This window comes from Nocardiopsis xinjiangensis YIM 90004 (assembly GCF_000341145.1).
Taxonomy (GTDB): domain Bacteria; phylum Actinomycetota; class Actinomycetes; order Streptosporangiales; family Streptosporangiaceae; genus Nocardiopsis; species Nocardiopsis xinjiangensis.
On sequence record NZ_ANBE01000017.1, the window covers coordinates 143,400 to 167,469 of the forward strand.

At 68.1% G+C, this 24,070-nt stretch carries 16 protein-coding genes; 8 read left to right on the plus strand and 8 right to left on the minus strand.

Going from position 1 to position 24,070, the window contains the following annotated elements; genetic code table 11:
- Window positions 1-84 precede the first annotated feature (84 nt).
- Window positions 85-1,557 carry a serine hydrolase domain-containing protein gene (locus tag D473_RS24635; protein WP_083917964.1) on the minus strand — a complete coding sequence of 491 codons (1,473 nt, stop codon included), beginning with the start codon at window positions 1,555-1,557 and terminating at the stop codon, window positions 85-87.
- A gap of 218 nt (window positions 1,558-1,775) precedes the next feature.
- Window positions 1,776-2,405 carry an SDR family oxidoreductase gene (locus tag D473_RS0110405; protein WP_017609012.1) on the minus strand — a complete coding sequence of 210 codons (630 nt, stop codon included), beginning with the start codon at window positions 2,403-2,405 and terminating at the stop codon, window positions 1,776-1,778.
- A 313-nt stretch (window positions 2,406-2,718) separates the two neighbouring features.
- Between D473_RS0110405 and D473_RS0110410 the strand changes: the two genes are divergently transcribed.
- Window positions 2,719-5,262, plus strand: coding sequence for a glycoside hydrolase family 2 protein (locus tag D473_RS0110410; protein WP_017609013.1), 2,544 nt, complete (start codon window positions 2,719-2,721; stop codon window positions 5,260-5,262).
- 168 nt (window positions 5,263-5,430) lie between these two features.
- Here the strand turns inward: D473_RS0110410 and D473_RS0110415 are convergent, their stop codons facing one another.
- The 3 genes from D473_RS0110415 to D473_RS0110425 all read right to left on the minus strand — a co-directional run bounded on the left by D473_RS0110415 (window position 5,431) and on the right by D473_RS0110425 (window position 7,901).
- Window positions 5,431-6,192, minus strand: coding sequence for an ABC transporter permease (locus tag D473_RS0110415; protein WP_017609014.1), 762 nt, complete (start codon window positions 6,190-6,192; stop codon window positions 5,431-5,433).
- A gap of 17 nt (window positions 6,193-6,209) precedes the next feature.
- Window positions 6,210-7,238, minus strand: a complete 1,029-nt coding sequence (locus D473_RS0110420) for an ATP-binding cassette domain-containing protein (RefSeq protein WP_017609015.1) — start codon at window positions 7,236-7,238, stop codon at window positions 6,210-6,212.
- Window positions 7,239-7,301: 63 nt separating this feature from the next.
- Window positions 7,302-7,901, minus strand: coding sequence for an EXLDI protein (locus D473_RS0110425; protein ID WP_026126810.1), 600 nt, complete (start codon window positions 7,899-7,901; stop codon window positions 7,302-7,304).
- Between the two features lie 431 nt (window positions 7,902-8,332).
- On the opposite strand from D473_RS0110425, the gene D473_RS27140 reads away from it, so the two are divergent.
- From D473_RS27140 to D473_RS0110460, 7 genes are all read left to right on the plus strand, one after another.
- Window positions 8,333-8,494 (plus strand): thiomuracin/GE37468 family thiazolyl RiPP peptide, encoded by a 162-nt coding sequence (locus D473_RS27140; RefSeq protein ID WP_017609017.1) that lies wholly within the window; start codon window positions 8,333-8,335, stop codon window positions 8,492-8,494.
- Between the two features lie 193 nt (window positions 8,495-8,687).
- Entirely contained in the window at window positions 8,688-10,682 is a 1,995-nt protein-coding gene (locus D473_RS0110435; protein ID WP_017609018.1) for a hypothetical protein, read from the plus strand.
- Window positions 10,675-12,630 carry a TOMM precursor leader peptide-binding protein gene (locus D473_RS0110440; protein WP_017609019.1) on the plus strand — a complete coding sequence of 652 codons (1,956 nt, stop codon included), beginning with the start codon at window positions 10,675-10,677 and terminating at the stop codon, window positions 12,628-12,630. The genes D473_RS0110435 and D473_RS0110440 overlap by 8 nt, the downstream gene beginning before the upstream one ends.
- Window positions 12,631-12,647: 17 nt before the next feature.
- Window positions 12,648-14,234 (plus strand): SagB/ThcOx family dehydrogenase, encoded by a 1,587-nt coding sequence (locus D473_RS0110445; RefSeq protein ID WP_017609020.1) that lies wholly within the window; start codon window positions 12,648-12,650, stop codon window positions 14,232-14,234.
- Window positions 14,235-14,242: 8 nt separating this feature from the next.
- Complete coding sequence (locus tag D473_RS0110450) at window positions 14,243-16,921, plus strand: lantibiotic dehydratase (protein WP_017609021.1); 2,679 nt, start codon at window positions 14,243-14,245, stop codon at window positions 16,919-16,921.
- Window positions 16,914-17,900, plus strand: coding sequence for a thiopeptide-type bacteriocin biosynthesis protein (locus tag D473_RS26030; protein ID WP_017609022.1), 987 nt, complete (start codon window positions 16,914-16,916; stop codon window positions 17,898-17,900). The genes D473_RS0110450 and D473_RS26030 overlap by 8 nt, the downstream gene beginning before the upstream one ends.
- On the plus strand, window positions 17,893-18,981 hold the full coding sequence (locus D473_RS0110460; RefSeq protein ID WP_017609023.1) for a thiopeptide maturation pyridine synthase: 1,089 nt from the start codon (window positions 17,893-17,895) through the stop codon (window positions 18,979-18,981). The genes D473_RS26030 and D473_RS0110460 overlap by 8 nt, the downstream gene beginning before the upstream one ends.
- Here the strand turns inward: D473_RS0110460 and D473_RS0110465 are convergent.
- Genes D473_RS0110465 through D473_RS0110475 form a run of 3 tightly spaced genes read right to left on the minus strand, consistent with a single transcriptional unit; the run spans window position 18,967 to window position 23,569 of the window.
- The gene (locus D473_RS0110465; protein ID WP_017609024.1) at window positions 18,967-19,788 is read right to left on the minus strand and encodes a class I SAM-dependent methyltransferase; all 822 of its coding nucleotides are present in this window, start codon (window positions 19,786-19,788) and stop codon (window positions 18,967-18,969) included. The two genes, D473_RS0110460 and D473_RS0110465, sit on opposite strands and share 15 nt — an antisense overlap.
- Before the next feature lie 20 nt (window positions 19,789-19,808).
- Window positions 19,809-20,729, minus strand: a complete 921-nt coding sequence (locus tag D473_RS24645; protein WP_017609025.1) for an NAD(P)/FAD-dependent oxidoreductase — start codon at window positions 20,727-20,729, stop codon at window positions 19,809-19,811.
- On the minus strand, window positions 20,726-23,569 hold the full coding sequence (locus D473_RS0110475) for a helix-turn-helix transcriptional regulator (protein ID WP_083917968.1): 2,844 nt from the start codon (window positions 23,567-23,569) through the stop codon (window positions 20,726-20,728). Before D473_RS0110475 ends, D473_RS24645 begins: the two co-directional genes overlap by 4 nt.
- Window positions 23,570-24,070: the final 501 nt, after the last annotated feature.

Genomic DNA, 24,070 nt, shown 5'->3' on the forward strand with positions numbered 1-24,070 from the left:
GTGCCGGCCCCGGGCGGGGACCCGACGGCGTTCCCGTGAACGGGCCCGGCCTGGTGCAGCGAGCCCGGGGCCTGCCCGCCCTGATCAGCCAGACCGTGCCCGGCGCAGATGGCGGGTCCGGACCACGATCGTCGCCAGGTTGAGCAACGCCGCGACGCAGACCCACACGGTGAACGACGGCGGCCAGTAGATTCCAGCCCCGAGGATCAGAACGAACCCCGGGTCGGTACCCACTCCGATGACGGTGGCGATCCCCGCCACCGCGTACCCGAGGACGAGCGCGAGCGGGAGAAGGCGGGGCGCCAGCCGCAGGACGAGCCGCCACACGGGCCGGTCCGACAGCCGCCCGGCCCATGCCTGGGCGCGCATCAGCCTGCGCACGCCCAACGCCACCGTGATCAGGGTCAGCACCAGCAACCCGTAGTCGATCAGCCGGGGGACCGGAAGAGGCTGCTCGGGCGATTGCCCGTCGGCGAGCTCGAGGACTCCGACGGCCAAGGGCTGCACGGTGTCGTAGGAGGCCGTGAGGCTGTTGCTCATCACCGCCACACCCACACCGTCCTCAGTCACGGTCTGGTAGGCGAGGTGGTTGGCGTGGGTCCCGCCGTGCGCCATCCGGTCCTCGCCCGCAACCTCACGCCAGCCCATGGCGTAGCTCTCTTCCGGATGGGAAGGGGTCAGGAGCTCCTCGAGGGTCGACGCTTCGGCGTACGGCTCTCCCCCGGCAGTGCGGCCCTCGTCGGTGTAGGGAGCGAGCCGGCGGGCCATGTCCTCGGCGGTGGTGACCACGCCTCCCGCCCCGGCGATCATGTTCGCCGGTTCCTCCCGCGGCACCGGGATCCCGTACACGTTGATGTGGCCGTCGGTGAGCCCGTCGAGCTCGTTCAGCTCCTGGGTCCGGGTGACCGAGGCGCTGTCGTCCATACCCAGAGGCTCGAAGACGGCCTGTTCGAGATGGGCCCCGTACGGCTCGCCCGTGACCTCCTCGACCAGGTGTGCCAGCATCCAGTAGTTGCCGTTGAAGTATTGGTGCCGTGCACCGGGATCGTCGGCCAGTTCCATCCCGGCCAGGACGTCCACGGCCTCCTCGGCGTTCTCGAACGCCCCCCGGTCGGGGCTGAGGAGCCCTTGCGAGGCCATCCCGGACGTCTGGTCCAAGAGTTGGCGCACCGTGAGCTCCTCGGCACGCGGGTCCACCGGTGCGTAGCCGTCGAGGTAGTGCACGACAGGCGTGTCCAGGTCGACCTCGCCCTCCTCCACCAGCTGCATCACCGCCATCGCGGTGAAGGACTTGGAGACGGAGGCGATCGCCATCGGGGTGTCGTCGGTGACCGCATTGCCGGCGGAGTCGTGCCCGTGGCCCGCCGTGTGGAGGACCTCGCCGTCGCGGACCACGGCGACCGAGACCCCGGCCAGATTCTGGCGGTCCACGTAGTCCGCGACGAAGGCGTCGACGCGTTCGGGCAGGTCCTCGGTCGTGTCGGCCGCAGCGGCGGGGCCCNCTTGCACGGAGTGATATCGGCATGAGCGGCACGTTACGTTCCGCGGGCCCCGCACACATCGGGGTTCGGGCCCAGATCACCCCTGATCAGAACAGGTTCCTGATCCGGGGTCCTCGGGGGAACCTTCGGGGGCACGGGCGGGGCGCCCCGCCCGTTGCCGACGCTTCCGGCAGCACCGACGTCCGCTGCTGGTGCTCACAAGAGCACTACTAACGGGGCTTTCGGAGCTTCGACCAGGCTGAGCGCTGCTTCAGGGACGAAGGCGCACGTGCCTCAGAGGAAGGACGGTTTGTCCCCGTCCGTCCCCGGCTCGTGCACGCCCAGGTTCGCGCGCGGCCACAGTTCCGGGTGCGCGACGAGCTCGACGACCAGGGACGCCACGCTCTTGCGTGAGACCTCGGTCCCGCCGAAGGGTTCGTCCCTGCGGGTGACCTCGTAGGAGACCTCGTCGGTGTCCGTGAGCCAGGCGGGACGCAGGATCGTGTAATCCAGTTCGGAGGCCTCGATCGTGTCGGCCGCTTCACGGTAGGGACCCAAGGCCGGGCCGATCATGTCCCGGTTCCATTCACCGAAGGCTCCGGGGACCTCGTCGTAGATGCCCAGGGCAGTGACGAACACGAGCCGTCCCACCCCCGCGGCCGTCATCGCGGCGACGATGTTCTTCGCCTGTTCGCCCAGGTCGCCGGACAGGTTCGCGTAGACGAGGTCCTGGCCGCGGACGGCCTCGTCGAGCCGTTCCCGGTCCAGGACATCGCCTTCCACCACCCGGGCCCCCTCGGGCACATCCGTCAGGTCGTCCGTGTTCCGGACCAAGAGCGTGAGTTCGACGTCGGCCTGCGCCAGCATGGGGACGGCCCAGCGGGCGATCCGTCCCCCGGCGCCGAGCACCAGTACGTTCGGCATGGGTCGGTGCTTCCTTCCGGATCGTGATCGGGGATCAGCCGCGGAACCGGGCGGACCGGTGCCCGCGACGCACCCTCCCTCCTGCCCATACTGGCAAGCCGACCCGGCTTTCACCAGGGCGGATGCCTTCTGACGCGCAGCTCGGGGCATGAGGACACGCACACCGGCCGGGCCGGAAGGGGGCCGGAGCCGTCCTCGTGCGTCGAGCCGGAGAAGCGTCCCGGCGCTTACATTGGAACGGCCCTCGTCCCCGCCCCTCACCACTCTTCCTGTAACTCCACCCCCACAACGGACCCAAGTCAGGAGCGCTCACGTGCCCCCTCACCCCCCTGCGAACGCCCTCTCCCGCCGTGAACTGCACGAAGGATGGACCCTCTCGGCCGTGGCCGGGCCGGTACCACGGGACACGACCATCCGCGAGGTACCCGCCACGGTGCCCGGCTGTGTGCACACCGATCTGATGGCCGCCGGACTGATCCCCGACCCGTTCCTGGACGACAACGAAGCGCTGCTGCGGTGGATCGGCCGGTGCGACTGGGAGTACCGCACCACGTTCGAGTGGACACCCGGTGACCACGATCGCCACGACCTCCTCTTCCACGGCCTGGACACCGTCGCCGAGATCCGCCTCAACGGCGCGCTCGTGGGCAACACCGCGAACATGCACCGCACCTACCGGTTCGACGTACGCGGGGCGCTCGTGTCCGGGCAGAACGAACTCCGTGTCCGTTTCTCCTCACCGGTGCGCCACGCCGACGCCCAGAGCCTGGAACTGGGCTACCGTCCCCAGGTCAACCACCACCCCTTCAACGCGATCCGGAAGATGGCCTGCAGCTTCGGGTGGGACTGGGGCATCGACACCGCGAGCTCCGGCATCTGGCGTCCGGTGCACCTCGAGTCGTGGTCCACGGTGCGTATCGCCCGGGCCCGCCCGGTGGTCGAGGTCGACGGGGAACCCGGGCCCGACGGAGAGGGAACCCCGAACGGCCGCGTCACGCTCCACATCGACCTGGAACGTACGGCCCCCGCCGACGCGCGCGTGGAGGCCGTGCTCACGGGCCACGGAGCCCGGGCCGGGGGAACGGTCACCGTCGCAGCGGGGGAGACCTCCGCTGTGCTCACCCTGGAGGTCGCCGACGTCGGGTTGTGGTGGCCGCACGGCCACGGGGACCAGCCGCTCTACGACCTCGAGGTGCTCCTCGCGGCCCCTGACGGCCAGGAGCACGACCGCTGGAACGGGCGCATCGGTTTCCGTACCGTGCGCCTCGACGTGAGCCCGGACGAGCAAGGCACGCCGTTCACCTTCGTGGTGAACGGCCGCCCCGTGTGGATCCGGGGCGCGAACTGGATCCCCGACGACGCCTTCCCGCAGCGCATCACCCGGCAGCGCTACGCGGAGCGCATCGGCCAGGCGGAGGAAGCCAACATGAACCTCCTGCGCGTGTGGGGCGGAGGCATCTACGAGGACGACGACTTCTACGACCTGTGCGACGAACGCGGCATCCTGGTGTGGCAGGACTTCGCCTTCTCCTGCGCCGCCTACAGCGAGGACGAACCCCTGCGCAGCGAGGTCGAGGCCGAGGCCCGCGACAACGTGTCCCGCCTCATGAGCCACCCCTCCTTGGCTCTGTGGAACGGCAGCAACGAGAACATCTGGGGCATGCGTGAGTGGGGTTTCCTCGAGCGACTCGACGGCAAGTCCTGGGGGCTGGACTACTACGAGCGCCTGTTGCCCGCCATCGTGGCCGAACTCGACCCGGGCCGGGAGTACACCCCCTCGAGCCCCTGGTCCGGGGAGATGCCCATCGACATGGACCGGGACGCCAACCACCCCGACCACGGGTCCATGCACTCCTGGGAGCTGTGGAACAGGCAGGACTGGCCGCACTACCGCGACACCGTCCCGCGTTTCATGGCCGAGTTCGGCTGGCAGGGCCCGCCCGCGTGGTCCACGCTCACCCGGGCGATCGGTGACGACCCGCTCACTCCGGAGTCCCCCGGTATGCAGGTGCACCAGAAGGCCATGCAGGGCAACGACAAGCTGACCGACGGCCTGGTGCCGCACGTGCGGCTGCCGGAGAACATGGACGACTGGCACTGGGCCATGTCCTGGAACCAGGCGACGGCGATCCGTGTCGCCCTGGAACACCTGCGCTCCTGGACCCCGCGCTGCATGGGTGCGGTCCTCTGGCAGCTCAACGACTGCTGGCCGGTCACTTCGTGGGCGGCCGTGGACGGCGACGGCCGGCGCAAGCCGCTCTTCTACGCCGTGCGGCACGCGTTCGCCGACCGTCTCCTGACGATCCAGCCGCGCACCGACGCGGAGACGGGCCTGGCCGCGGTCGTGGTCAACGACGAGGGCCGAGCCTGGTCGGGGGAGCTGTTCCTGCGCCGTCTCGACTTCGACGGCACCGAACTGGTTACGGCCGAGGTGCCGGTCCGGGTGGCCGCCAGGGGCATCGCCACCATCGACCTGCCCGAGGCCGTGGCCTCACCGGGGGACCCCTCACGGGAGGTGGTGGTCGCGCGTCTCGGCGACACGTCCGCCACCTGGTACTTCGCCGAACCCAGGAACTCCGGGCTCGGGGCGGCCGAACTCGACGTGTCGGTCTCCACGGCCGAGGACGGCGCGTACGTGCACGTCACCGCGGTGAACCTGGTACGCGACCTGGCCCTGCTCGTGGACCGTGCACATCCGGAGGCCGTGGCCGACCGGATGCTGGTCGACCTGATGCCGGGGGAGAGCACCGTCTTCCACGTCCGGATGCCGGGCGAGGCCGACCCGGAGCTTCTCTCGGACCCGAAGGTGTTGAGGTCACTCAACGACCTCGTGGCGGAACAAGGACCGGCCCGGTGACCGAGAGCGGCGTGTACCGTCGCCGGGCCCGGCGGCCGGGGCACGTGGGCGGTGCCCGCTCCGTCCGCTGAAGGGCTCGGTGCGAGGGTCCGGGACCGGGCGGGTGGCACCCGCCCGGTCCCGGACCCTCGGCTGTGGGGCTTCCGAGGTGGTGGCCGGCGGAAAGGCTCAGGTGACTTGGCGCTGGAACGCCCTGGTCCCGGCGAAGAGCCCCAACGCGGCGAAACCGGCGGCCACGGCCGTACCGAGCATCAGCGCCTGGGCGGTGTAGTCGGACAGGAAGGCTTCCCGCGTGGCTTCGACAACGTAGAGGAACGGGTTGACGGAGGCGATCCCGCTGAGCCAAGCGGGCGCGAAGGACAGGGGAAGCAGCACCCCCGAAAGCAGCAGGACGGGCATGGTGACCGAGTTGACGATGGGTGCGAGGGCGTTCTCGTCGCCCAGGCGCAGCGCGAGTGCGTAGGACAGGGAGGACACCCCTGTGCCCAACAGCACGATCAGGCCCAGTCCGATCAGCATCCCCGGTACGGGGGCGCGCAGTCCGAAGGCGAAGGCCGCGGCGAGCAGGACCAGGGACTGGGCCAGAAGCACGAGTATGTCCCTGAACACCCTCCCCAGAAGCAGCGCGAGGCGGCTCACCGGGGTCACGCGCATACGCTCCAGTACCCCGTTGCGCTGCTCGGCGATCACCCCGAAACCGACGAACGCAGCGCTGAAGAGGCTCTGCATGACCAGGAGGCCGGGCACGAAAACCTGCCACGAGTCGCCCGCGGGGAACGACGCGACCTCGGCGACCGCGCCCAGGAGCGGGCCGAACAGGGCGAGGTACAGGACGGGTTGCACGAGGCCGATGATGATCCAGGCCGGGCTGCGCAGGGACAGAGTTGTCTGCCGGGTGAAGACGAGTCCGATTTCGGTCAACAAACGCATGGATGGTTCCTCTGTGTTCAGACGCCGGGCGCCGAGGCGGTCAGTGGGGCGGTGTCACGGAGCGAGCGGCCGGTGATGTCGAGGAAGACGTCCTCCAGCGTGGGCCGACTGACGTTCACACCGCTCGCGTGCACACCCCCGTCGACCAGGACACGCAGGAGGTCCACCATGATGCGTTCGCCGTCCCGGGCGAGGATCCTGACGGTGTCGTCCGCACGTTCAACCAGGGACACCCCCGGTAGCTCGTCCTGGTGGCACGCGAGGAGGGACCTGGCGCGCTCGGCGTCCCCCGGGGCCTCGATCCGGACGACGTCGCCGCCCACCTCGTGCTTGAGGTCGGAGGGGCGTCCCTCCGACACGATCGCACCGTGGTCGACGATGAGGACCCGGTCGCAGAGCGCGTCGGCCTCGTCCATGTAGTGAGTCGTCAGCAGAACCGTGGTTCCCAGTGTGTCCCGCAGCCGACGGACGTGGTTCCAGAGATTGCTGCGCGACTGCGGGTCGAGCCCGGTGGTCGGTTCGTCGAGGAACACGAGCGGTGGGTCGTGCACGAGCCCGATCGCGACCTCCAGTCTGCGGCGCTGGCCGCCGGAGAGCTCACCGGTCCTGCGGCTGGTCAACCCTTCCAGATCCAGGCTGTCGACGAGGTCGGCGGTACGAGCGCGGGCTCTGCGCAGTGGCAACCCGTGCAACCGCGCCTGGTGGACCAGTTCCTCCTCGACGGTACAGGCCGGGTCGACCCCGCTTGCCTGCGCGACGTAACCGACGCGGCCGCGCACCCCTGCCGGGTCGGATCGGAGGTCGTGGCCGACGATCCGTGCCTGTCCGCCGGTGGGAGCGAGCAGTGTGGTGAGCATGCGCATCATGGTGGTCTTGCCGGCCCCGTTCGGACCGAGCAGCCCTACGATCTCACCGGGATGCACAGTCATGTCGATACCGAGCACCGCCTTCACTGTTCCGTTCCTGGTGTGGAACTCACGTTTCAGGCCCTCGGTGGCGAGCATGGGGATGCCCGTCCCCGGGGACTGCGGCTCCGAGTACGTCATGGTCCTCTCTTTCTCTCCGTGTAAGTCGGGGCGGGGCGGCCGTGCCGCATCCGGTCCCTTCGCTCAGATGTCCAGGTCGTCCACCGGCGGCTCGGACTCGTTCTCCTCGACCTGTTGGAGGACCGGGGCGGGCACCGACGCCCGGAGTTCGTCCAAGGTGTCGAAGACACGCAACGTGCTCTCTCCACTCCTGTCCGAGCCGTGTGGCATTCCGGCACAGGCGAAGCGCTCCCAACCTCCGCTGTGCCAGGGGCTCTGCGGACCGTGGTGGTGGCCGTGCGCGCCCGGCCACCGCATGCCGGTGAACTGTTGCATCCACCGCCACGGCTCGGACTGTCTCTGCCAGGGAGGTCCTTGTTCCTGGTGGACGGCGTAGCGGCCGCCCTCGGTCCGGTAGACCGTGTAGGTCTCTCCCCGGCCCTGGCTGTCCTCGTGGGTCCAATGGGCCACGGGCCGTCCCTTGAAGCGCTTGGCCCGGCGCTCTCCCGGGGTGCCGACACGCACGGTGAAATCCTCGAACCCGGCCATCCTGCTCTCCTCCGTCTCCACGAATCTGCGTACTGCTCTGGCGATGGCTGCCGAGAGGTTGCCTCCTGCGATGTTCTGGGCTCTTCGGAACAGAGGGCCGTCCTCGTCGGAGACATAGATCGTTTTGTTCGGCACTGCTGTGTCCCCCGGCATGAAATTGGTATACGCATACTTCTACTTATAGATTCGCACGGTGGTGACACGAGAACAAGGGGTGGGACCGAATACTCTCAGTGCTCGATCGGAATCGGAGAGGGAGTACGTGCGTCTACATCCTGGTGGGTGAGCCGCGCGGCCACTACCCCGGAGGACGGGAACTGTGGGAGGACTGCGGCTCGCGCTTCCCGGACTGTGGCAGCTCGTCCGGATCCCTGTGGTCGAGCCACAGTGCCCCGTCGGCTTCACGGGTGCGAGAGTTTACTTGTTCCGCTTCACCGAGGCTCCTGGCCCGGACAGTTGAACACGCGGGGATCGGCGCTGCCGGCGACTCACGGCCCGGACGTCCGCCCGCACGGTCGAGAAGGACCCCCATTCCGACCATGCCGTGAGACGAGAAGGAGGACCGTATGTCCGAGTCCATGAACCTGCGTCTCGACGACCTGCTCGTTGAGAGCGTCGACTTCGCCGACACCGACGAGGCCGCCTCCCTCGAGACCCTGACCACCGGCCAGGGAATGACCGAGATCGGGGCTTCCTGCGGCATCTGCGGCAGCTCCAGCTGCTGCTGAGCCCGTCCCTGAACTGGCACTGAGCTGAGCCGAGAAGGGCGAGGCATTCTCCACCGCTCCACGGTCAACGCCCATCGCGTCGTGGAGCGGTGCCACGCATCTGGCCGGGGCCTCTGCTCGCCGTGCTCTTCATTCTGCCCGGGTGACGACCCGTATCCGACAGAACGACGACGGTCTATGAGCAGGGAGTGCGATGAAACCGCGTATGAAACCCGACGTCTACTGGACCCAGGTCCCTGAAGGGGTGTTCCTTCTCGGCAGCCCGGGCCAACGCACACTCAAGGGTCGTTCGCTCCACCGCTGGATCGACCGGCTCGCACCTCACCTCGACGGGAGCCGGACCCTCGAGCAGATCACCGGCCACCTGCCTCGCGGCCAACGGGACATGGTCGCGCGCTTGGTCGATGTCCTCACCGAAGCCGGCTACCTCGTGGACGCCTCGGACGACGCACCGCACGACCTGTCCCCGTCCGAGTTGAGCGCCTACGGCGAAACCATCGCTCACCTCGCCTACCACCGCTCATCCCCCGAGCGCGCGTTCCAGAATTACCGCAGGTCGCCTCTGCTGATCGTCGGCAGTGGACTCACCCTCCGATGCCTGGCCCACGCTGCCCTGCGCTCCGGGGCAGGACACGTACTCTTGGCGGATCGTGCCGGAGACGGAGGGCCCGACCCCAGGCTCGACGAACTCATCGAACGCGCCGCTCCGGACAAGAGCCTCCGACATGTCGCACACATCGACGCCGATGATGCCTCCCTGGCCGCGCGCTCGGCCGAGGCGGCCGCCGTATTGCACATCGACACCGGAACGGACCCCCGAGCCACGAGTGTCCTGGAGCAGTCCTGCCGTGATGGCGGCACCCTACTCGTCCAGGCCCAGATCCTGGGCGAGAGCGCCTGGATCGGTCCTGTCATCGAGGGTGAGGACACATGGCCGGCCCTGCGCTCGCGCCTGCGCGGCACAGCCTCCGATGTGCCGGAGTCGACCGGACCCAGCCGATATCTTTCCGGGCCGACGGTCTCCCTCGTCGCTCACCATCTCCACTTCGGGCTCCTCCGCCACCTCACCGGCATCGGTCCTGCTCCGGACCCGCACAGGTTCACCGAGATCGAGCTGGAGACGCTCACCACCCGCACCCGCCAAGTCGTGCCCATCGCACCTGTGCGTGTTCCGGCCGCGTGGACCTCCGACTCTCTGTGCGCAACGATCACGGAACTCACCCGCGGCGAACCAGTGGACGACACGGCCGTGGCCGACCGATCTCCCTCGCTCTTCGACCCGCGTGTCGGTGTGTTCACCGAGATCGACGAACGCGAATTCACCCAGATCCCTCTCCACGTCGCCCAGGTGACCCTCGCCGATCCCCGGAGTGGTCCGGGAACCCCACTGCCGACAGTGCTCGGCCACGGAATCGACTTCGCGGCCGCCAGGCTCGACGCGACGCGTGCTGCCGGAGAGCTCTACGCACACCTCGCAGCGGGGCCGGGAACCAGTGACGGCGCCGTCCGTGCCGAGAACGGCTTCTGGGCCATGGACCTGCACGACGGGTCACCGAGGCAGATCGACATCGACGCAGTCTACACACTCCCCGACACGGGGCGTCCGGGGGGAGCCCGCCCCTCTGTGGTCGCATCGGCGGCCACGTGGGACGGGGCCGTGGAACGCGCACTCCTCGACGCGTGCGCCGCGCTGGCCGCCCGCCGTGTCCTGTACGGCGTACCAGAGCTTCCCCGGATCCGTCACGAGGACCTGGACGTGGACGAAGCCTCACGCCGGTGGCTGCGTGTCCTCGGTATCGCGGGTGCACGGTTCGGTGTCCACGACCTCTCCGGGATCCTCGGACTTCCCCTGTACGCCCTGGAGATGGAAGGCCGGACCCTGGCATACCGCGGTGCTCGGACGGCGCGGGAAGCCGTCGAGGCATGTTTGCGGGCCGCGGTTCTGCAGGATCAAGCACACAGGAACTCCGACGAGGACGTTCTGCTGTCCCCGGTCCCCGCCCTCCCGGAAGGGGGACGTGCCACGGCTGCGCCACCGCCGTCCGTGGACACCCCGCGCGGTACTGCGGACATCGTCCGAGCACTGGCCTCCGCCGGTCACCGGGCCGCCGTCCTTCCCTTGGACGCAGGGCCCGGTGTCCGCGACACGTTCCCTTACATCGCACAGGTGGTGATCACCGATGCTTGAGCAGAGCCCGATCGTCCTGGTACTGGGAGACTCCGTCCTCGCTTCCGCGGTCGCCGCGGAGCTCGGACCCGCGCACGTCCGCCGGGCCGACGACGGGGTGCCTCGGGCCGAATCGGTCTTCGACGCGGTGATCAGCGCCGCCGACGGTCCAGCACAGGAGACACTCCGCCGATCCGCACGTGAGGCCGCAGCGGCCGCCGGCGTACCCCTGCTTTCCATCGAGGTGTTCGCGGACGAGATTCTCATCGGCCCCATGGTCCTGCCGGGAGAACAGGGGTGCGACGAGTGTGCGCGCACACGCCGTGAGGCTGTCCGCGAGGGTGAACACGGTATCTCGGAGCTCCCTGAGCCCGAAGTGCACATCTCGCACTTGGCCGTACCGGGTGCCCCCGTCGCGGCTGCCACCGCGGTCGACGAAGCGACTCGCGCGGTCTCGCGTACTGGCCCGAGAACCGTGCGTACGGTCCTGCACCTCAGGCTGGCCGACCTGTCCTGCGAGCCCCATCGGTTCCTGCCCTACCCGCTGTGCACCGAGTGCGGTGACCTTCCGGACGACGACCCGCAGAGCGCGGTTCCGTCCCGGGTCCCGCGGCCCAAGGCCGACCGTGACAAGTACCGGGTCAACGACCTCGCGGGCCAGCAGGAATCGCTCCTGCAGACCTACGTCGACCGGCAGAGCGGGGTCATCCGTAAGCTGGAGAAGGCCACCATCGCTGCCTACCCCTATGTCGCGGCCCCTCTGGCCATGCCGAAGATGAACGAGAGCGGCTTCGGGCGCGACCTTGACTACCGGTCCTGCACACTCACCGCCGTGACCGAGGCCGTGGAACGGATCGGCGGCGCCCGTCCGGGCGGGCGCCGGACCGTGGTACGAGCGTCCCGCGCTGAGCTGGGCGACGACGCACTCGACCCCCGTTCCTTCGGGCTGCACTCGGAGGAGCAGTACGCCCTTCCGGGGTTTCGGATGCGCTCGTACGACGACGACCTCGAACTGAACTGGGTCTGGGGTTATTCGCACACCGAAGACAGACCCGTCCTGGTTCCCGAGGGGTACGCCTACTATCGGGCGCACAACTACGGTCCCGACACGCCCCCCTTCGTGTACGAGATCTCCAACGGCTGTGCTCTGGGAGGCTGCCCGGAAGAGGCCGTGTTCCACGGGCTGATCGAACTCGTCGAGCGCGATTCCTTCCTCATGACCTGGTACGGCCGCCTACCCGCCGCGCGCCTGGACCTCTCCAGCGCCTCGGACCCCACCCTCCCCCTGATGGCCGAGCGCCTGGCGGAGCGCGATGGGTACCAGGTGCACGCCTTCGACACGACCATGGAACACGGCATCCCGAGCGTCTGGGTGATGGCTGTGCACCCGGGTGATGACCCGCGTCAGGTCAAGGCCTTCTGCGCCGGTGGCGCCGGGTTCGACCCGGAACGGGCCTTGGCAGCGGCGGTACTGGAGATGGCGGTGATGATCCCCCGTCAGAGCGTCACCCTCGCGAACGAGTACGAACGTGTCAGCGCCATGGTCGAGGACCCGCGAAAGGTCCGTGTCATGGACGACCACTCCCTCCTGTACGCCCACCCGAAGGCCTTCGAACGGTTCGCGTTCCTGTTCGGGACGGAGAAGCTCCACCCCATCGGGGAAAGCTTCGCCGACGCCTTCCGGCCGAGGCACACCGACATCGGCGACGATCTTCGCGCCACGGTCGCCCGGTTGTCCGAACGAGGCCTCCAGGTCGTCTCGGTCGACCAGACCACTGCTGAACACGAGGCGGGCGGGTTCTCCTGCGCCAAGGTCATCGTCCCCGGGCTCGTGCCCATGACCTTCGGCTACGACTACCGCAGGCTGACCGGCCTTCCCCGGCTCCTCACGGCCCCGAAGACCCTGGGCTATCGGGATCGGCACCTGGTTCCCGACGAACTCAACCCCCACCCGCACCCGTTCCCCTGACGTCCGGGAGGCGACCGATGACCAACTCAGACATCTCCGTCGGCGCTGAGTACTGGCAGCTCAGTATCCACGACTGGCGGGAGATCCTTGCTCTCGGGACCGGTGCCGAAGGAGGCCCCGACGAACCGCCGAAGTTCAAGGTCCTGCGCGGACGCCCGGATGTTCCGCTGTCCGGGACACCCCTGCTCGATCTGGAGGAGGCCGGAGGCGGAGTGCCGGCGACGGGCCCCCGCACCCAGGACCTCGAAGGCCCGGACGAGCTGACCGCACTCCTGCACTACTCGTTCGGTTTTTCCCGTGTCGTGCTCGGCCCTGCCGACATCTGGCCCCACCATCGCTTCGTGGCCTCCGCCCGTTGCTTCTTTCCCACGGAGATGTATGTCTGCGCTCGGGAAGGCAGCGGCGTCCCCGCCGGTGTCTACCACTACGACCCGTTGCATCACCGGTTGGTCCTGCTCCGGGAAGGTGACTGGACCGGCCTCCTCGCACAGGCGAGCGGGACACGGTTCGACGGGGCCACGTATGTACTGGCTCTGACATCGATGTTCTGGAAGAACGCGTTCCGTTACCGGCACTACTCCTACCGGCTCTGTGCTCAGGAGGCCGGGCTCGTATCGGGCAACGTGCTCGCAGTGGCCGAGGCGCTCGGACTGCATGGGCACGTCCACTACCAGTTCCTCGACGAACCGGTGAACCGCTTGCTCGGACTGTCCCCGGGAACCGAGAGCACGATGTCACTCGTCGCCCTCCGCCCCGACACCTCCGATGCACACGGAGAGCCCGCTCCGGAGCGGGAGCAGAACGGCGAGCTGCTTGCCCAAGAGATCCCACCCTTGACCCAGGACTGGGCAGGGCCCTGGCGGCAGAGCGATCGTGAGGCCTGGTCGCTCACTCTGGGCATGGATGCGAACAGCATGCTGGAGTCCACCGGCGCCTTCACCTGGCATGTGCCGCCCGTACCTTCGGGAGATCGGCACACTACCCCGGTGACCCTGCCGCACGCACCGGAGCGCCGGATGCCGTTGAGCGAGGCACTGCGCCGCCGCCATTCCGGTGAAATCATGTTCAACCCGTTGCCGGAGGACATGCCGGCGGCGACGCTCGCGGGCATCGTCCGCGACGTGCAGTCGCCCTACCCTTCGGACACCGGGCCGACGCCGTACCCCCGCCTCTTCATGATTGTCAACGCCGTTGACGGAATAGATCCCGGCCTCTACGAGGCAGTGCCCGGAACGGACACTCTGGAGCAGCTCCCCTCCCGGCCGGTGCCCGAGCTGCTCGAGGAACTGTCGGTCATTCCCCCGTCGGTAAACCTGCACTCCGCGAACACGATCCTCTACCTCGTCTCCGACCACGAGAGCGCACTCCGGCGGTTGGGCAACCGTAGCTACCGTGTACTCACCCAGGACGCGGGTGTCGTGGCACAGCGGGTGTCGACGCGCTGCGGATCGCTGGGGTTCGCCGCGCGCATCCACAACGGACTCGCTGCTGAGGCCTTGGAACGGGCCCTGGGGCTGCCCGAGGGACGCCAGGCGCCCTTGTTCCAGATCGTCGTGGGACGGCGACGGAACAATGGCCAGTACGAACCCGAGATCCTGTTCTGAGAGGCGCAATGGAATTCCGAGACCTACCCGAGACCGTCTCCTTCCTCGCCCCGAGCCTCGCCGTCCGGGTCTCGAACATCCCGGTGGAGCGTCTGGAGGAACTGCGATTCGTTCACAGCATGGAGCTGGTCGAGCGGATCCTGGACACTGAGGACCGGCTCACCGCCACAGGACAGAAGATTTCGGACGGGCTCTACCCCGTGATCGGGGACCCCGTCAACGCCGAGATCAAGCCTCTTCTTGTGGCACTCCGCCGGGCGGTGCACGGCAATCGTCTCCCGGCGCCCCGGACCCGGGACCCCAAAGTCCTCGCAGCCGTCCCCGAACACCTCCACGAACTACTCCGGACCTGGCTCGAGGACCTCGAGCGCAGACGCACCGACTACGCGGACCTGCCGGAGCTGCTTGCCGAAGAACGCACCCAGAAGTACCCGGCCCTGCGGAAAGCGGTCGCCGATCCGGCCTTTCAACACGGCCTGATCCAGGGAAGTCCGGTCCTCTTCCAACGGTTGCGGGCATGGCTCACCGCGGAATCGGAGAACGAACCGGACCGCAAGATCGCCCTCCGCGCGGTGAAGTACTTGGCCCGTGTGGTCGCTAAGACGAGCCCGTACAGCACATTCGTCTCAGCGGGCACCCTGCCGCTCGAGCCGGGTCCCCGCAGACCCGGGACCGAAAACGTCGAGGACGGTAGCATCGCCTCTCACCAGCACAGCGTGCTGGAGCTGAACACGTGGATCAGCGACCGCATCCATTCCGCCTTGTGGCAGCAGGGCAGGATGGACCCGGACACACCACTGCGGCTCAACCCCAGCGCGGTGATTCTCGGAGAACACGTCATCATGCTCGTCGGGGAGAAGGGCAGGGAAGCGGTCCGTGCGATCGCCGCGGCGCCGGCCGTCCTCCACGTCATCGACGACCTGACCCGAGCCGGACCGATCCCCCGTTCCGACCTGACATCACGGTTGGAAGCGGTGAGCGGTCAAGAGTCCTCGGGCGGGCAGTTCGTGCAGCAAGTGATCTCGGCCGGGCTCCTGGAACCGTGTCCGCCCCGGGCCGACCAGGATCCGGTCCCCGCCATGGACACGGAACCTTCGGGGCAGGCCGAAGACCCCACTCTCGGGTCCGTGCTCGGCGAGCTCGACACCCTGATGTCCGTTCTGCCCCGCACCGCTGAGGCGGAGGCGCGCAGCGAGCGGCTCCGCGAGATCCACACCGTGCTGGGGGAGACCTTCACACGATTGGGGCTCGACCCGGCCGCGCTGCCGCCGAAGAACGCCGTGCACGAGACCGCACTCCTGACGGAAGTGCCGCCCGCGCTGAAAGAAGGACGCTGGGAGGAGATACGTCCCGACCTCGACTCCGTCAGGCGTTTCACGGCGCTGTTCCGCCCGGATCTGCCCTTCAAGCTGGCATGCGCGCACTTCTTCGCCGAGCACTACCCCCGCGGACGGCAGGTGCCGTTCATGGAGTTCTACCGGGACGCGATCCGGTCGATGAACGGAACGGATACGGAGAGGACGATAGGATCCGAGCTCGCCGCCCACCTCTCGGGTCCCTTCGGCCCGCAGTGGGATCTGCAAGAGAGCACGGTTCCCGCTCTCGAAGAGGTGGCCGAGCTGCGCGACCGGGCCCGTTCATCCCTGCTGAACGGTCCGACCGGTGAGCATGGGATCCACTTGGAGCGCTCTGCCCTGAACCGGATATCGGCGCAATGGCCCGGACACGTCCGGGCGCCCGAATCGGTCTCCTTCTACCTGCAGCTCTTGCCCGGCCCGAGCGACGGGACCGGACCCCTCGCAGTCATGAACGAATGTGCCACGGGATACGGGCGCGGGCGACGACGGCTCGACGGGCTCCTCCGCGGCCGTTCAGAAGCCCCTTACGCGCCTCAGCGGTATCGGCACCGCGATCTGGTTCTGGCCGAGTGCGACGCGAACTTCGGCCACCGCCTCAACGTGCGACCACCCGCCACCGACCACTGCATCGATTACCCCGGATCCTTCAGTGACCGACCCGGGGAGCGGCGGATCCCACTCAGCGAGCTCGTGGTCGAGTCCGATCCGGCGAGCGGCTTGCTACAGCTCCGATCTCCACGAATAGGGCTCCCGGTACGGCCACTCCACCTGGGCCTGCTGGGGGACTTCCTGCTTCCGAGTGCGTTCGCCTTCCTGATCAAGGCCTTCGGGGAACCCCCGTCACTCATCTACCAAGCCTGGTCGCCCTTCGTCGACATGACACCTTGGGCCGACGGGGGAGAACCGGACGGTGTGCTCGAAGCGCCCCGTGTGACAGTGGGAGGGCTCGTCGTCGCCCGAAAGACGCACTACGTGCACGCCCGGAACTTCCCGGTGCGCAAGAAGGGCGCCGACGACGCCGCCCATGTGGTACGCCTCATCTCTTGGCTACGGGAACACGGCTTGCCCCGGCGCTGTTTCGTGCGGGTCCTGAACCCGGAGTGGCGTTCCGGCCGCGGCTCGGCCCTCACCAAGGCCCGCAAACCCATGTACGTGGATTTCGACAACATGTTCCTGTCTGCCTCCTTGGAACGCGCGATCACCTCGGACGACGACCTCGTCATCCTCCAGGAGGCCGTCCCGGACCCTCGAGAGGCTCCGTACCTGGGAGCGGAGCGGTACACCACCGAGTACGTGGCCGAACTCTCCGACGGAGCGAGCCTTGAGTAACGGCTGGGTCGGTCTGCACATCCATCACCAGGGCAATCTCGACCACCTCCTGGTGGATGGGGTCGCACCCCTGGTGAAACGTTTGCAGCACGAAGGGGAATTGGAACGCTGGTTCTTTCTCCGCTATTGGGACGGTGGCCCGCACTTGCGCTTGCGCCTCCTGCCGCGACACCGCGGGGACCCGGACGCCGCCGTGCTGTCCACAGCCAGGCGGTCCATGGGCGACTGGTTGACGCACAACCCCTCCACAACGCGCCTCGACGCCGACGAGTACTCGGAACGAGCGCGCATCCTCGCCGCACAGGAGGGGTTCGAGCGCCCTCCGCTCCCGCTGTGCCCCAACGACACGGTGGAGACCGTTCCCTATCGTCCCGAACACGGGGTCTTCGGTACGGGCCACGCCCTCGCCGCGGCGGAGGCGCACTTCGAGGAGTCCAGCGCCCTCGCCCTCTCGGTCCTGAACAGGACACATCAGGGCGGCAGTCGCGCCAGGACCGCATTCTTCCTGCTCATGATCGCTCTCGCCGGCAGCCCGTGCCGGTCCAGGACGCTGAGCCGCTGGCTCCGAACGTCCTGGGAGGACTGGCGCGCCTCGACCACGGCAGAACTCCCGCCGGCCGTCGGCATGCGGGCCGATGCCTCGCTTCTCGACCAGGCGGAGCGGCTCTGGCACGCCGCCCGTTCGCCCGGTTCGCTGGACAGCGGCGACGGCCTCGGTATGTGGGCGCGCTCCCTGGCACGGTTGCGCGCTGCACACTCCGGACCATCGACGGAGGCGGGCGCACGGGCGGCTTCACCTTTCCTGCCCCACGGCGGACCCGGCCCCGAGGGAGCACCGGATCTGCCGCTGCTGCTGCGATGCACCCACCTGTTCAACAACCGCACAGGACTCACCGGCGATGCGGAGGGCGCATTGTTCGCCCTGGCCTGCGAGGCCTTGGAGAACATCGCTGCGAAGAACGGAGACCGGGATGAATGAGCAGAGCACAGCCTGGCACACGTGCACGGTCCGCTACTACGCACGCGACCGGCACGACGACCTCATTCTGGACTGCGTGGGTCCCGCCCTCGAGGCAGTCGCCGGCACGCACTCGGGGACCTTCTTCGATCGAGGCTGGCACCTGGGGCCGCACATCCGATTGAACGTGGCCGCCACCCCGCGCGTGTGGGCCGAACACATTCGCCCCACGCTGGAGGAGCACATCGGCGCCCACCTGTCCGGGGCCCCATCGCTGGGCTGCCCGGACCCTGAGCGGGAAGCCCTCCAGCACCGCAGGCTGGCCGTCCTGGAACACGTCGAGGGACCGCTCCTGCCCTGGTACCCGGACAACTCGCTCCAGTTCGGTGTTCAAGAAGACCGGTCGCGCTATCTGGGCGGAAACACGGTCCTGGCTTTCATGAACGATTTCCACGCGGACACGAACGCGCTTGTCCTGCGGATGCTCGACCGGATCCGTGCACAGGACTCCAGGCAGGAGCTGTGTCTGGGTCTGATGTTCGCCCTGGCGCACACCCAGTGCCCGCCCGTCTCCCGGGGGTTCCTCTCCTACCACTCGCACGCAGAAGCGTTCCTGGCCAATTGTTCCGCTCCACAACGGACTCGCACCGCTTTCGAGGAGCGCTACACCGCGAACAGTGAGCGCTCGGCACGGATCCTGGACCACGCCCTGCGCTCGGCCGACCCCACCACTTCCGAGGACGTTCTGGGGATATCGGAGTGGATCGGTGTCTGGGAGACCTACCGTGCCCGCGCACACCGTCTGTTGGAACTGGGACAGGCTGACTTCGACGACGCTGACGCCGCCTCCGCCCAGGATGCGCGAGCGAGCGGCTTCCTCGAGGGTCTCCAACGGTCGGGGGAGTGGGACGAGATCCGTACCGCGCCATGGTTTCGCTGCTACCGGTTGTTGCTCAACGCCACCTACGCCCAGATGGCGCGTGTGGGGGTCGGCCCTCTGGAACGCTACCTTCTGTGCCACACGGCTGCGCGCACGGTGGAGGAGGCCATGGGGGTGGCCGCGCCGGAAAGCGCGGCCACATGGGGGTCAGGTGGCGCGTGACCCCACCATGACGTAGGACCAGGGCGCCCCCGGAGAATCCGGGTCCACTCTCGGGTAGGGCCAGCGGCCGAAGTGCGCACCCTCGTCACCTGGGCGCAGGGTGCGGTCGAGGCGCCAGCAGCATGCGGCCAGCATCTCCTCGGGCCGGTCCTCTGCGTGGACCCAGGGTGCCCCCTCCGAACGCAGCGCCGAGTGGTACGGGCGCATCTGGGGGTCCGAGAGGGCAGCCTCCCCGATCAGATCAGCCATGAGGCGGCTTCCGGGCGCTGCGATCGCGGAAGCCTCGGACAACAGATCGCGGGCGCTCTCCCCCGGCAGATAGAACAACAGTCCTTCCGCGACCCACACGGACCGGCGGATGGACTCGTATCCGGCCTCCATCAGGGCCGAGGTCCACTCGCCGTTCAGATCCGCACCGACGAATCTGCGGTTGCAGGTGGGCCGGGCCCCGTATTCGGCGAGGACCTCGTCCTTGGCCTGGAGCAGTTCGGGCCTTTCGACCTCGTAGATCGTGACACCGGGCCGCCAGCCCAGGCGCAGGGACCGCGTGTCCAGACCAGCGCCCAGGAGCACGATCTGGTCGGCGCCGTCCGCGATGAGTCCGTTCAACAGGTCGTCGTAGACACGGGTGCGGATCGGCAGGTAGGGGTTGCCTCCAGCGATCGCCGAGAACCTCTCTTCCAAGCGCAGCCCCTCGGTCCCCGCCAAGGAACGTGCCCAGGGGTCCTCGAAGAGGCGGTCCTCCCGCTCGTTCTCGTGCGCCCTGGCCGCCGCCGTCCATCGGGCCGTCTTACTGACGGTGTCCATGTGCTCCCCTTCCTTCCCGGTCACTGCTGGAAGCTCGCGCCGAAGAGGTCCGCATCGAGGAACCCGGCGGCGACCAGTCCGTCGCTGGCGGCAGCCGCCACGTAGGCGATGGGGACCGGCTGGTAGACGGGCCTGGCCATGTCTCCGGCCGCGTAGACGCCGGACACGCTCGTCTTGTTGGCGTGGTCGACCTCCACACACCCGTCCTCCAACAGGGTGCAGCCGAGCTGCCGAGGCAGGTCACTGCGTTGCTGGGTCCTCGTGTGCAGGAACATCGCCGAACTGGGGACCGTGCCCCCGTCATCGAGGACCACACTGTCCATGGATCCCCCCGGGCCGGTGACCCCGGCAACGGGACGCTCTTCGACAGCAGCGCCCAGCGAGCCGAGGATCCCGCGGTCACGCTCACTGATGTCGAGCTCTCCTCCGGTCAGTACCGTGACCTTCGGGCTCCAGCGCGTCATCATCATCGCGAAGGGGAGGTCTTCCGGCGATGTCACGAGCACGCTCATCGGACGGTCACGTACTTCCCAACCGTCGCAGTAAGGACAGAGGAAGGCGCTCCTGCCCCACTTCTCCTCCAGCCCCTCGATCTGTGGAAGGTCGTCGGCCAGCCCGGTCGTCAGCAGCACGCGGCTGCTCCTGTACTCGGTCCCGTTCTCGGCCTCGACGGTGAAATCACCCTCTTGCCCCGAGACCCGTACGGCGGCACCGGCGACCGTTTGTAGTTCGGGATACTCCTCCAACTGCCGGCGGGCCTCGGACCTGAACTCCTCGGGAGCGATCCCGTCCCGGGAGACCAACAGGTGGATGCTGTCCACGTTCGCGTTCCGGCCGGAGCCCGAGTCGAGGAGCAGAACTTTGCGCCGGGCACGAGCGAGCAGGTTCGCGGCGCTCATGCCCGCAGGACCGCCTCCGACGACGATGACTTCGTACTTCATCGGATTCCTCTTTTCCCACAGTGGTGCAGTGCTTCTCGGAGCTCGTCACGGCCGCTGATCGCGAGCTTCCGGTAGATGTTCGTCAGGTGGAACTCGACGGTGCGCAACGTGACGAAGAGCTGGTCGGCAGTTTGGCGGTTGGTCAGACCGCTCACCACCGTTTCGGCGATCCGCCGCTCCGAATCGGTCAGGGAGATGGACGCGGCGGCTGTCTCGGGGGCCGTGGCCGTATCCCCGAGTTCCCGCAGCCGCATGTTGGCATGGTCGTCCAAGCTCCGGGCGCCCGCGGATCGGGCGAGCCGTGAACAGGCAGCGAGGCGTTCACGCACCACACGGGGGTCACGGTCCTTTTGAGCGGACAACGCCGCGACCAGGAAACCGATGGCCCGCGAGACCGGGTCGCTGCACTGCTCCAACAGAGCCAATCCGTCCTTGACGAGGCCCTGATACTGGTGGGGTGGTGCACCGTCGCGCTGGAGCACATACCCCATGGTGATCCTCGCCCGGCCGATCGATCGTGGGGTGCCCCATCGGAGCGCCACCTCTGATGCGGACTCGGACATGCGTACTGCGGACCGGATCTGGCCGCACTCCGTCAGCAGAAGGGCTGTCCAGCTCTTCCACTGGGTGACGGCGGGGTTCGACACACGCATCCGCTCCAGCACGCATCCGCTGGCGCTCAGAGCCCTCGCCGCCTCGCCGTAGTAGCCGGAGAACGCCGACAAGCCGCCTTCGATCTGGCCCCGAACCGCACTCGCCCACGTGGATGCCGCCGCCGGGGGGAGCCGGTCGAGTTGCTCTCGGACCGCGTCGAATTCTCCGGCCGTCAAGAGAGCCTGGAGGAGATGGAAACGCAGGAGCCAGTCCGACCAACCGAAGGGCTCGACAGGTAGGCGGGTGAGGGCGAGCTCCGCCGAACGCGCGGACTCCTCGACCCGGCCCCTGTTCAGCGCTATCCCGCTCTCCAAAGCGGCTGTCCAACAAGACAGCGGCCCCCGCCCTGCGGACAGGTTCCCCGATGCGTTCTTCAGAGCGACCTCGGCCTCCTCCGTTCGGTCCGCCCAGATCAGTGGGAGGACCGCGAACACCGAGTGCGGGGGAGTCCCTGGATTGTTGTGGCAGGGGCGCCCGCCGCTCAGAACGGCCCTCGCGGAGACCAGAGCGCTGTCGCGCTCACCCGCCATGGCCTGTTCCACAGCAGCTCCGACCGAGGGTGTCTCTTCGGTACTCGGAGATGAGGCTTCGCGGCGGGAGACCGTGCCGTTCGGCACCTGTTCGGACCCGGGTTCCTCTGGCCACTCGATCAGCCGACGCCGAGAACGGATGATCCGGGCAGCGGCAGGGCGCCTCGAGGATGCCTGCGCCTGCCGCAGAATCCTGAGCCCTTCTCGTGGTCCCTTGCTCCAGCTGACGGATTCGGCCAGGGCGCAGGCGAGTGCGGCACGGTGGGCGGGTCTGCGTTCGGCACCGTGGGCCCGGCGCAGGACGTCGGTCGCCTCATCGGGCCAGTGTTCCAGGAGCAGTCCCCCCAGGTCGCGTGTCACTGCCCGTGCGGCGGCAGTTCCGGAACACCCCTCACCGAGGGCCCTCTCCAGGAAGAGGCGGGCCGCATGAGTGTCCTGTCCCAGGACGGCCTCCCTCGCGGCCCTGCGCAAGGCCGTGACCACGGCCTGGTCTCCCTCGGGACGGGCTTGCAGAAGGTGTCGGGCCACCCGGGTATGCGGCTCCCTGGCTTCGAACAGCCGGCGGGCGCACTCGGCATGGACCTCTTGGGTCAGCCCGCCGTCCGCGATCTGCCGGAAACCGTGTTCGATCACCGGCTGGGCGAACCGCAGGTGTCCTCCCTCCTTCACGGTTCCCGTTCGGATGAGGTGGGCCAGTACGTTCTCGCCCTGCCCCGGTTCCATTCCCGAGGCGGCCAGGAGAAGCTCCGGTCCGACAGGGCCGAGAACCGCGAGCGACATGAGCAGACGCTGGGCACCTGGGGCCTGCTCCTCGACGCGGTCGGCCACGTACCGGGCGAGCGAACGCAGGTCCAAACGCTCCGGGCCGCCTCGGCGCACCAGGTCGAGGTCTCCTCCCTCTTTGTGGAGGGCCCTCATCAGTTCGCGATAGAAGAGCGGGTTCCCGCCACACAACTGCGTGCACAGGGAAGTGAGAGCAGGGCTCGTCCGGCCGAGAACCTGCCGCGAAATCTCTTCAGCCTCTTCCTCCCCGAGCGGACCGAGTGTGTGGACCCGCGCCGTCTTCGTCCAATACAGGTCGGACAGTGCTTCCGGTCCAACGGCAGTTCCCTCGAGCCCGGCGGTCACCGCCACGCCCAGGCCTACTCTGTGTGCTCTTTGGGCGATGAAGGCCAGCACTCTCAGGGACTCGGCGTCGGAATGCGGTACACCGTCGACCGCCACGACCGTCGGCATGGTGGAGGACAAACGGACGAAGAACGCATGGACGCAGGAAACGAGGTCATAGACGGAGTCCGTTCGCGGCCGGCGGGACGCCGCGATGCCCGCTAGTTCGGCCTCGAGCTGATGCAGGGTGTCGGGGGCGCTCTCGGCAAGATTCTCCTGTAGTGAAAAGTCCAGGAGTTGCCGGACTACACCCCAGGGTTCCGCTGCTTCGCGCCGGGAGCACTGCGCGTACAGGACTCGGACCCCGCTCGTTCGAGCTTCTTCGTCGAGATGGTCGAGGGCATGGGTCTTTCCTGACCCGGGTTCGCCCTCGATGAAGAGCACGCCCCCTTCCCCTCCTGCGACCCTCGCCACGAAGTCCTCGACCGCCGCCACCGTCAAGGCATCCTGGTCGCGCGCGGATCGGGCCGCCGCCGTTTTCTCCGACAACTACCGACAGCACACTCCACAATACAGAGAGAGAAAATTCCTGTTTCAGTCAAAGAGTTTACCGGTCCTTTCGAGCGTGTGATTGCCGCGAAAGCTCTGGACAAGATATACGAGTCTCAACGACGCAGCTCCTCTTTGTCCGATATCGGCCACGCCACTTCTTGGCATGCCCTGAAGTGGCACCGAGTTCCTTCTGAGGTCATGCTCTTTGATCGTAGTGAATTGAATGATAAGGAAAAGGTCATCTCTTGGTTCACGCCGGGAGGAATCGCTTCCCAAGGCTCGCGATGTACTTCTCGGCCACGGCGAGCGGCGCCACCCCCACAGGAGGCCGTGAGGTAGGACGGGGAGCAGAAGTGTTCGCCCCAGGTACGTGCGATGCGGCCCGGGAACTCCTGGCCCGGCCTGCGGGCGCAGATGCCCTGGAGACTGCTGACGAGCCTGGAGAAGGCGGCCTCGGGCGGATCGTGCACGGGCAGGCGAGCAGGCGGGGGGGGCCGG

Excerpts from the sequence above, each read along its gene's own strand:
- D473_RS0110415 (WP_017609014.1), bottom strand. The coding sequence starts at position 6,192 with ATGCGTTTGTTGACCGAAATCGGACTCGTCTTCACCCGGCAGACAACT.
- D473_RS0110440 (WP_017609019.1), top strand. The coding sequence starts at position 10,675 with ATGCTTGAGCAGAGCCCGATCGTCCTGGTACTGGGAGACTCCGTCCTC.
- D473_RS0110460 (WP_017609023.1), top strand. The coding sequence starts at position 17,893 with ATGAATGAGCAGAGCACAGCCTGGCACACGTGCACGGTCCGCTACTAC.
- D473_RS0110465 (WP_017609024.1), bottom strand. The coding sequence starts at position 19,788 with ATGGACACCGTCAGTAAGACGGCCCGATGGACGGCGGCGGCCAGGGCG.
- D473_RS0110420 (WP_017609015.1), bottom strand. The coding sequence starts at position 7,238 with ATGACGTACTCGGAGCCGCAGTCCCCGGGGACGGGCATCCCCATGCTC.
- D473_RS0110405 (WP_017609012.1), bottom strand. The coding sequence starts at position 2,405 with ATGCCGAACGTACTGGTGCTCGGCGCCGGGGGACGGATCGCCCGCTGG.
- D473_RS0110450 (WP_017609021.1), top strand. The coding sequence starts at position 14,243 with ATGGAATTCCGAGACCTACCCGAGACCGTCTCCTTCCTCGCCCCGAGC.
- D473_RS24645 (WP_017609025.1), bottom strand. The coding sequence starts at position 20,729 with ATGAAGTACGAAGTCATCGTCGTCGGAGGCGGTCCTGCGGGCATGAGC.
- D473_RS27140 (WP_017609017.1), top strand. The coding sequence starts at position 8,333 with ATGTCCGAGTCCATGAACCTGCGTCTCGACGACCTGCTCGTTGAGAGC.
- D473_RS0110435 (WP_017609018.1), top strand. The coding sequence starts at position 8,688 with ATGAAACCGCGTATGAAACCCGACGTCTACTGGACCCAGGTCCCTGAA.
- D473_RS0110445 (WP_017609020.1), top strand. The coding sequence starts at position 12,648 with ATGACCAACTCAGACATCTCCGTCGGCGCTGAGTACTGGCAGCTCAGT.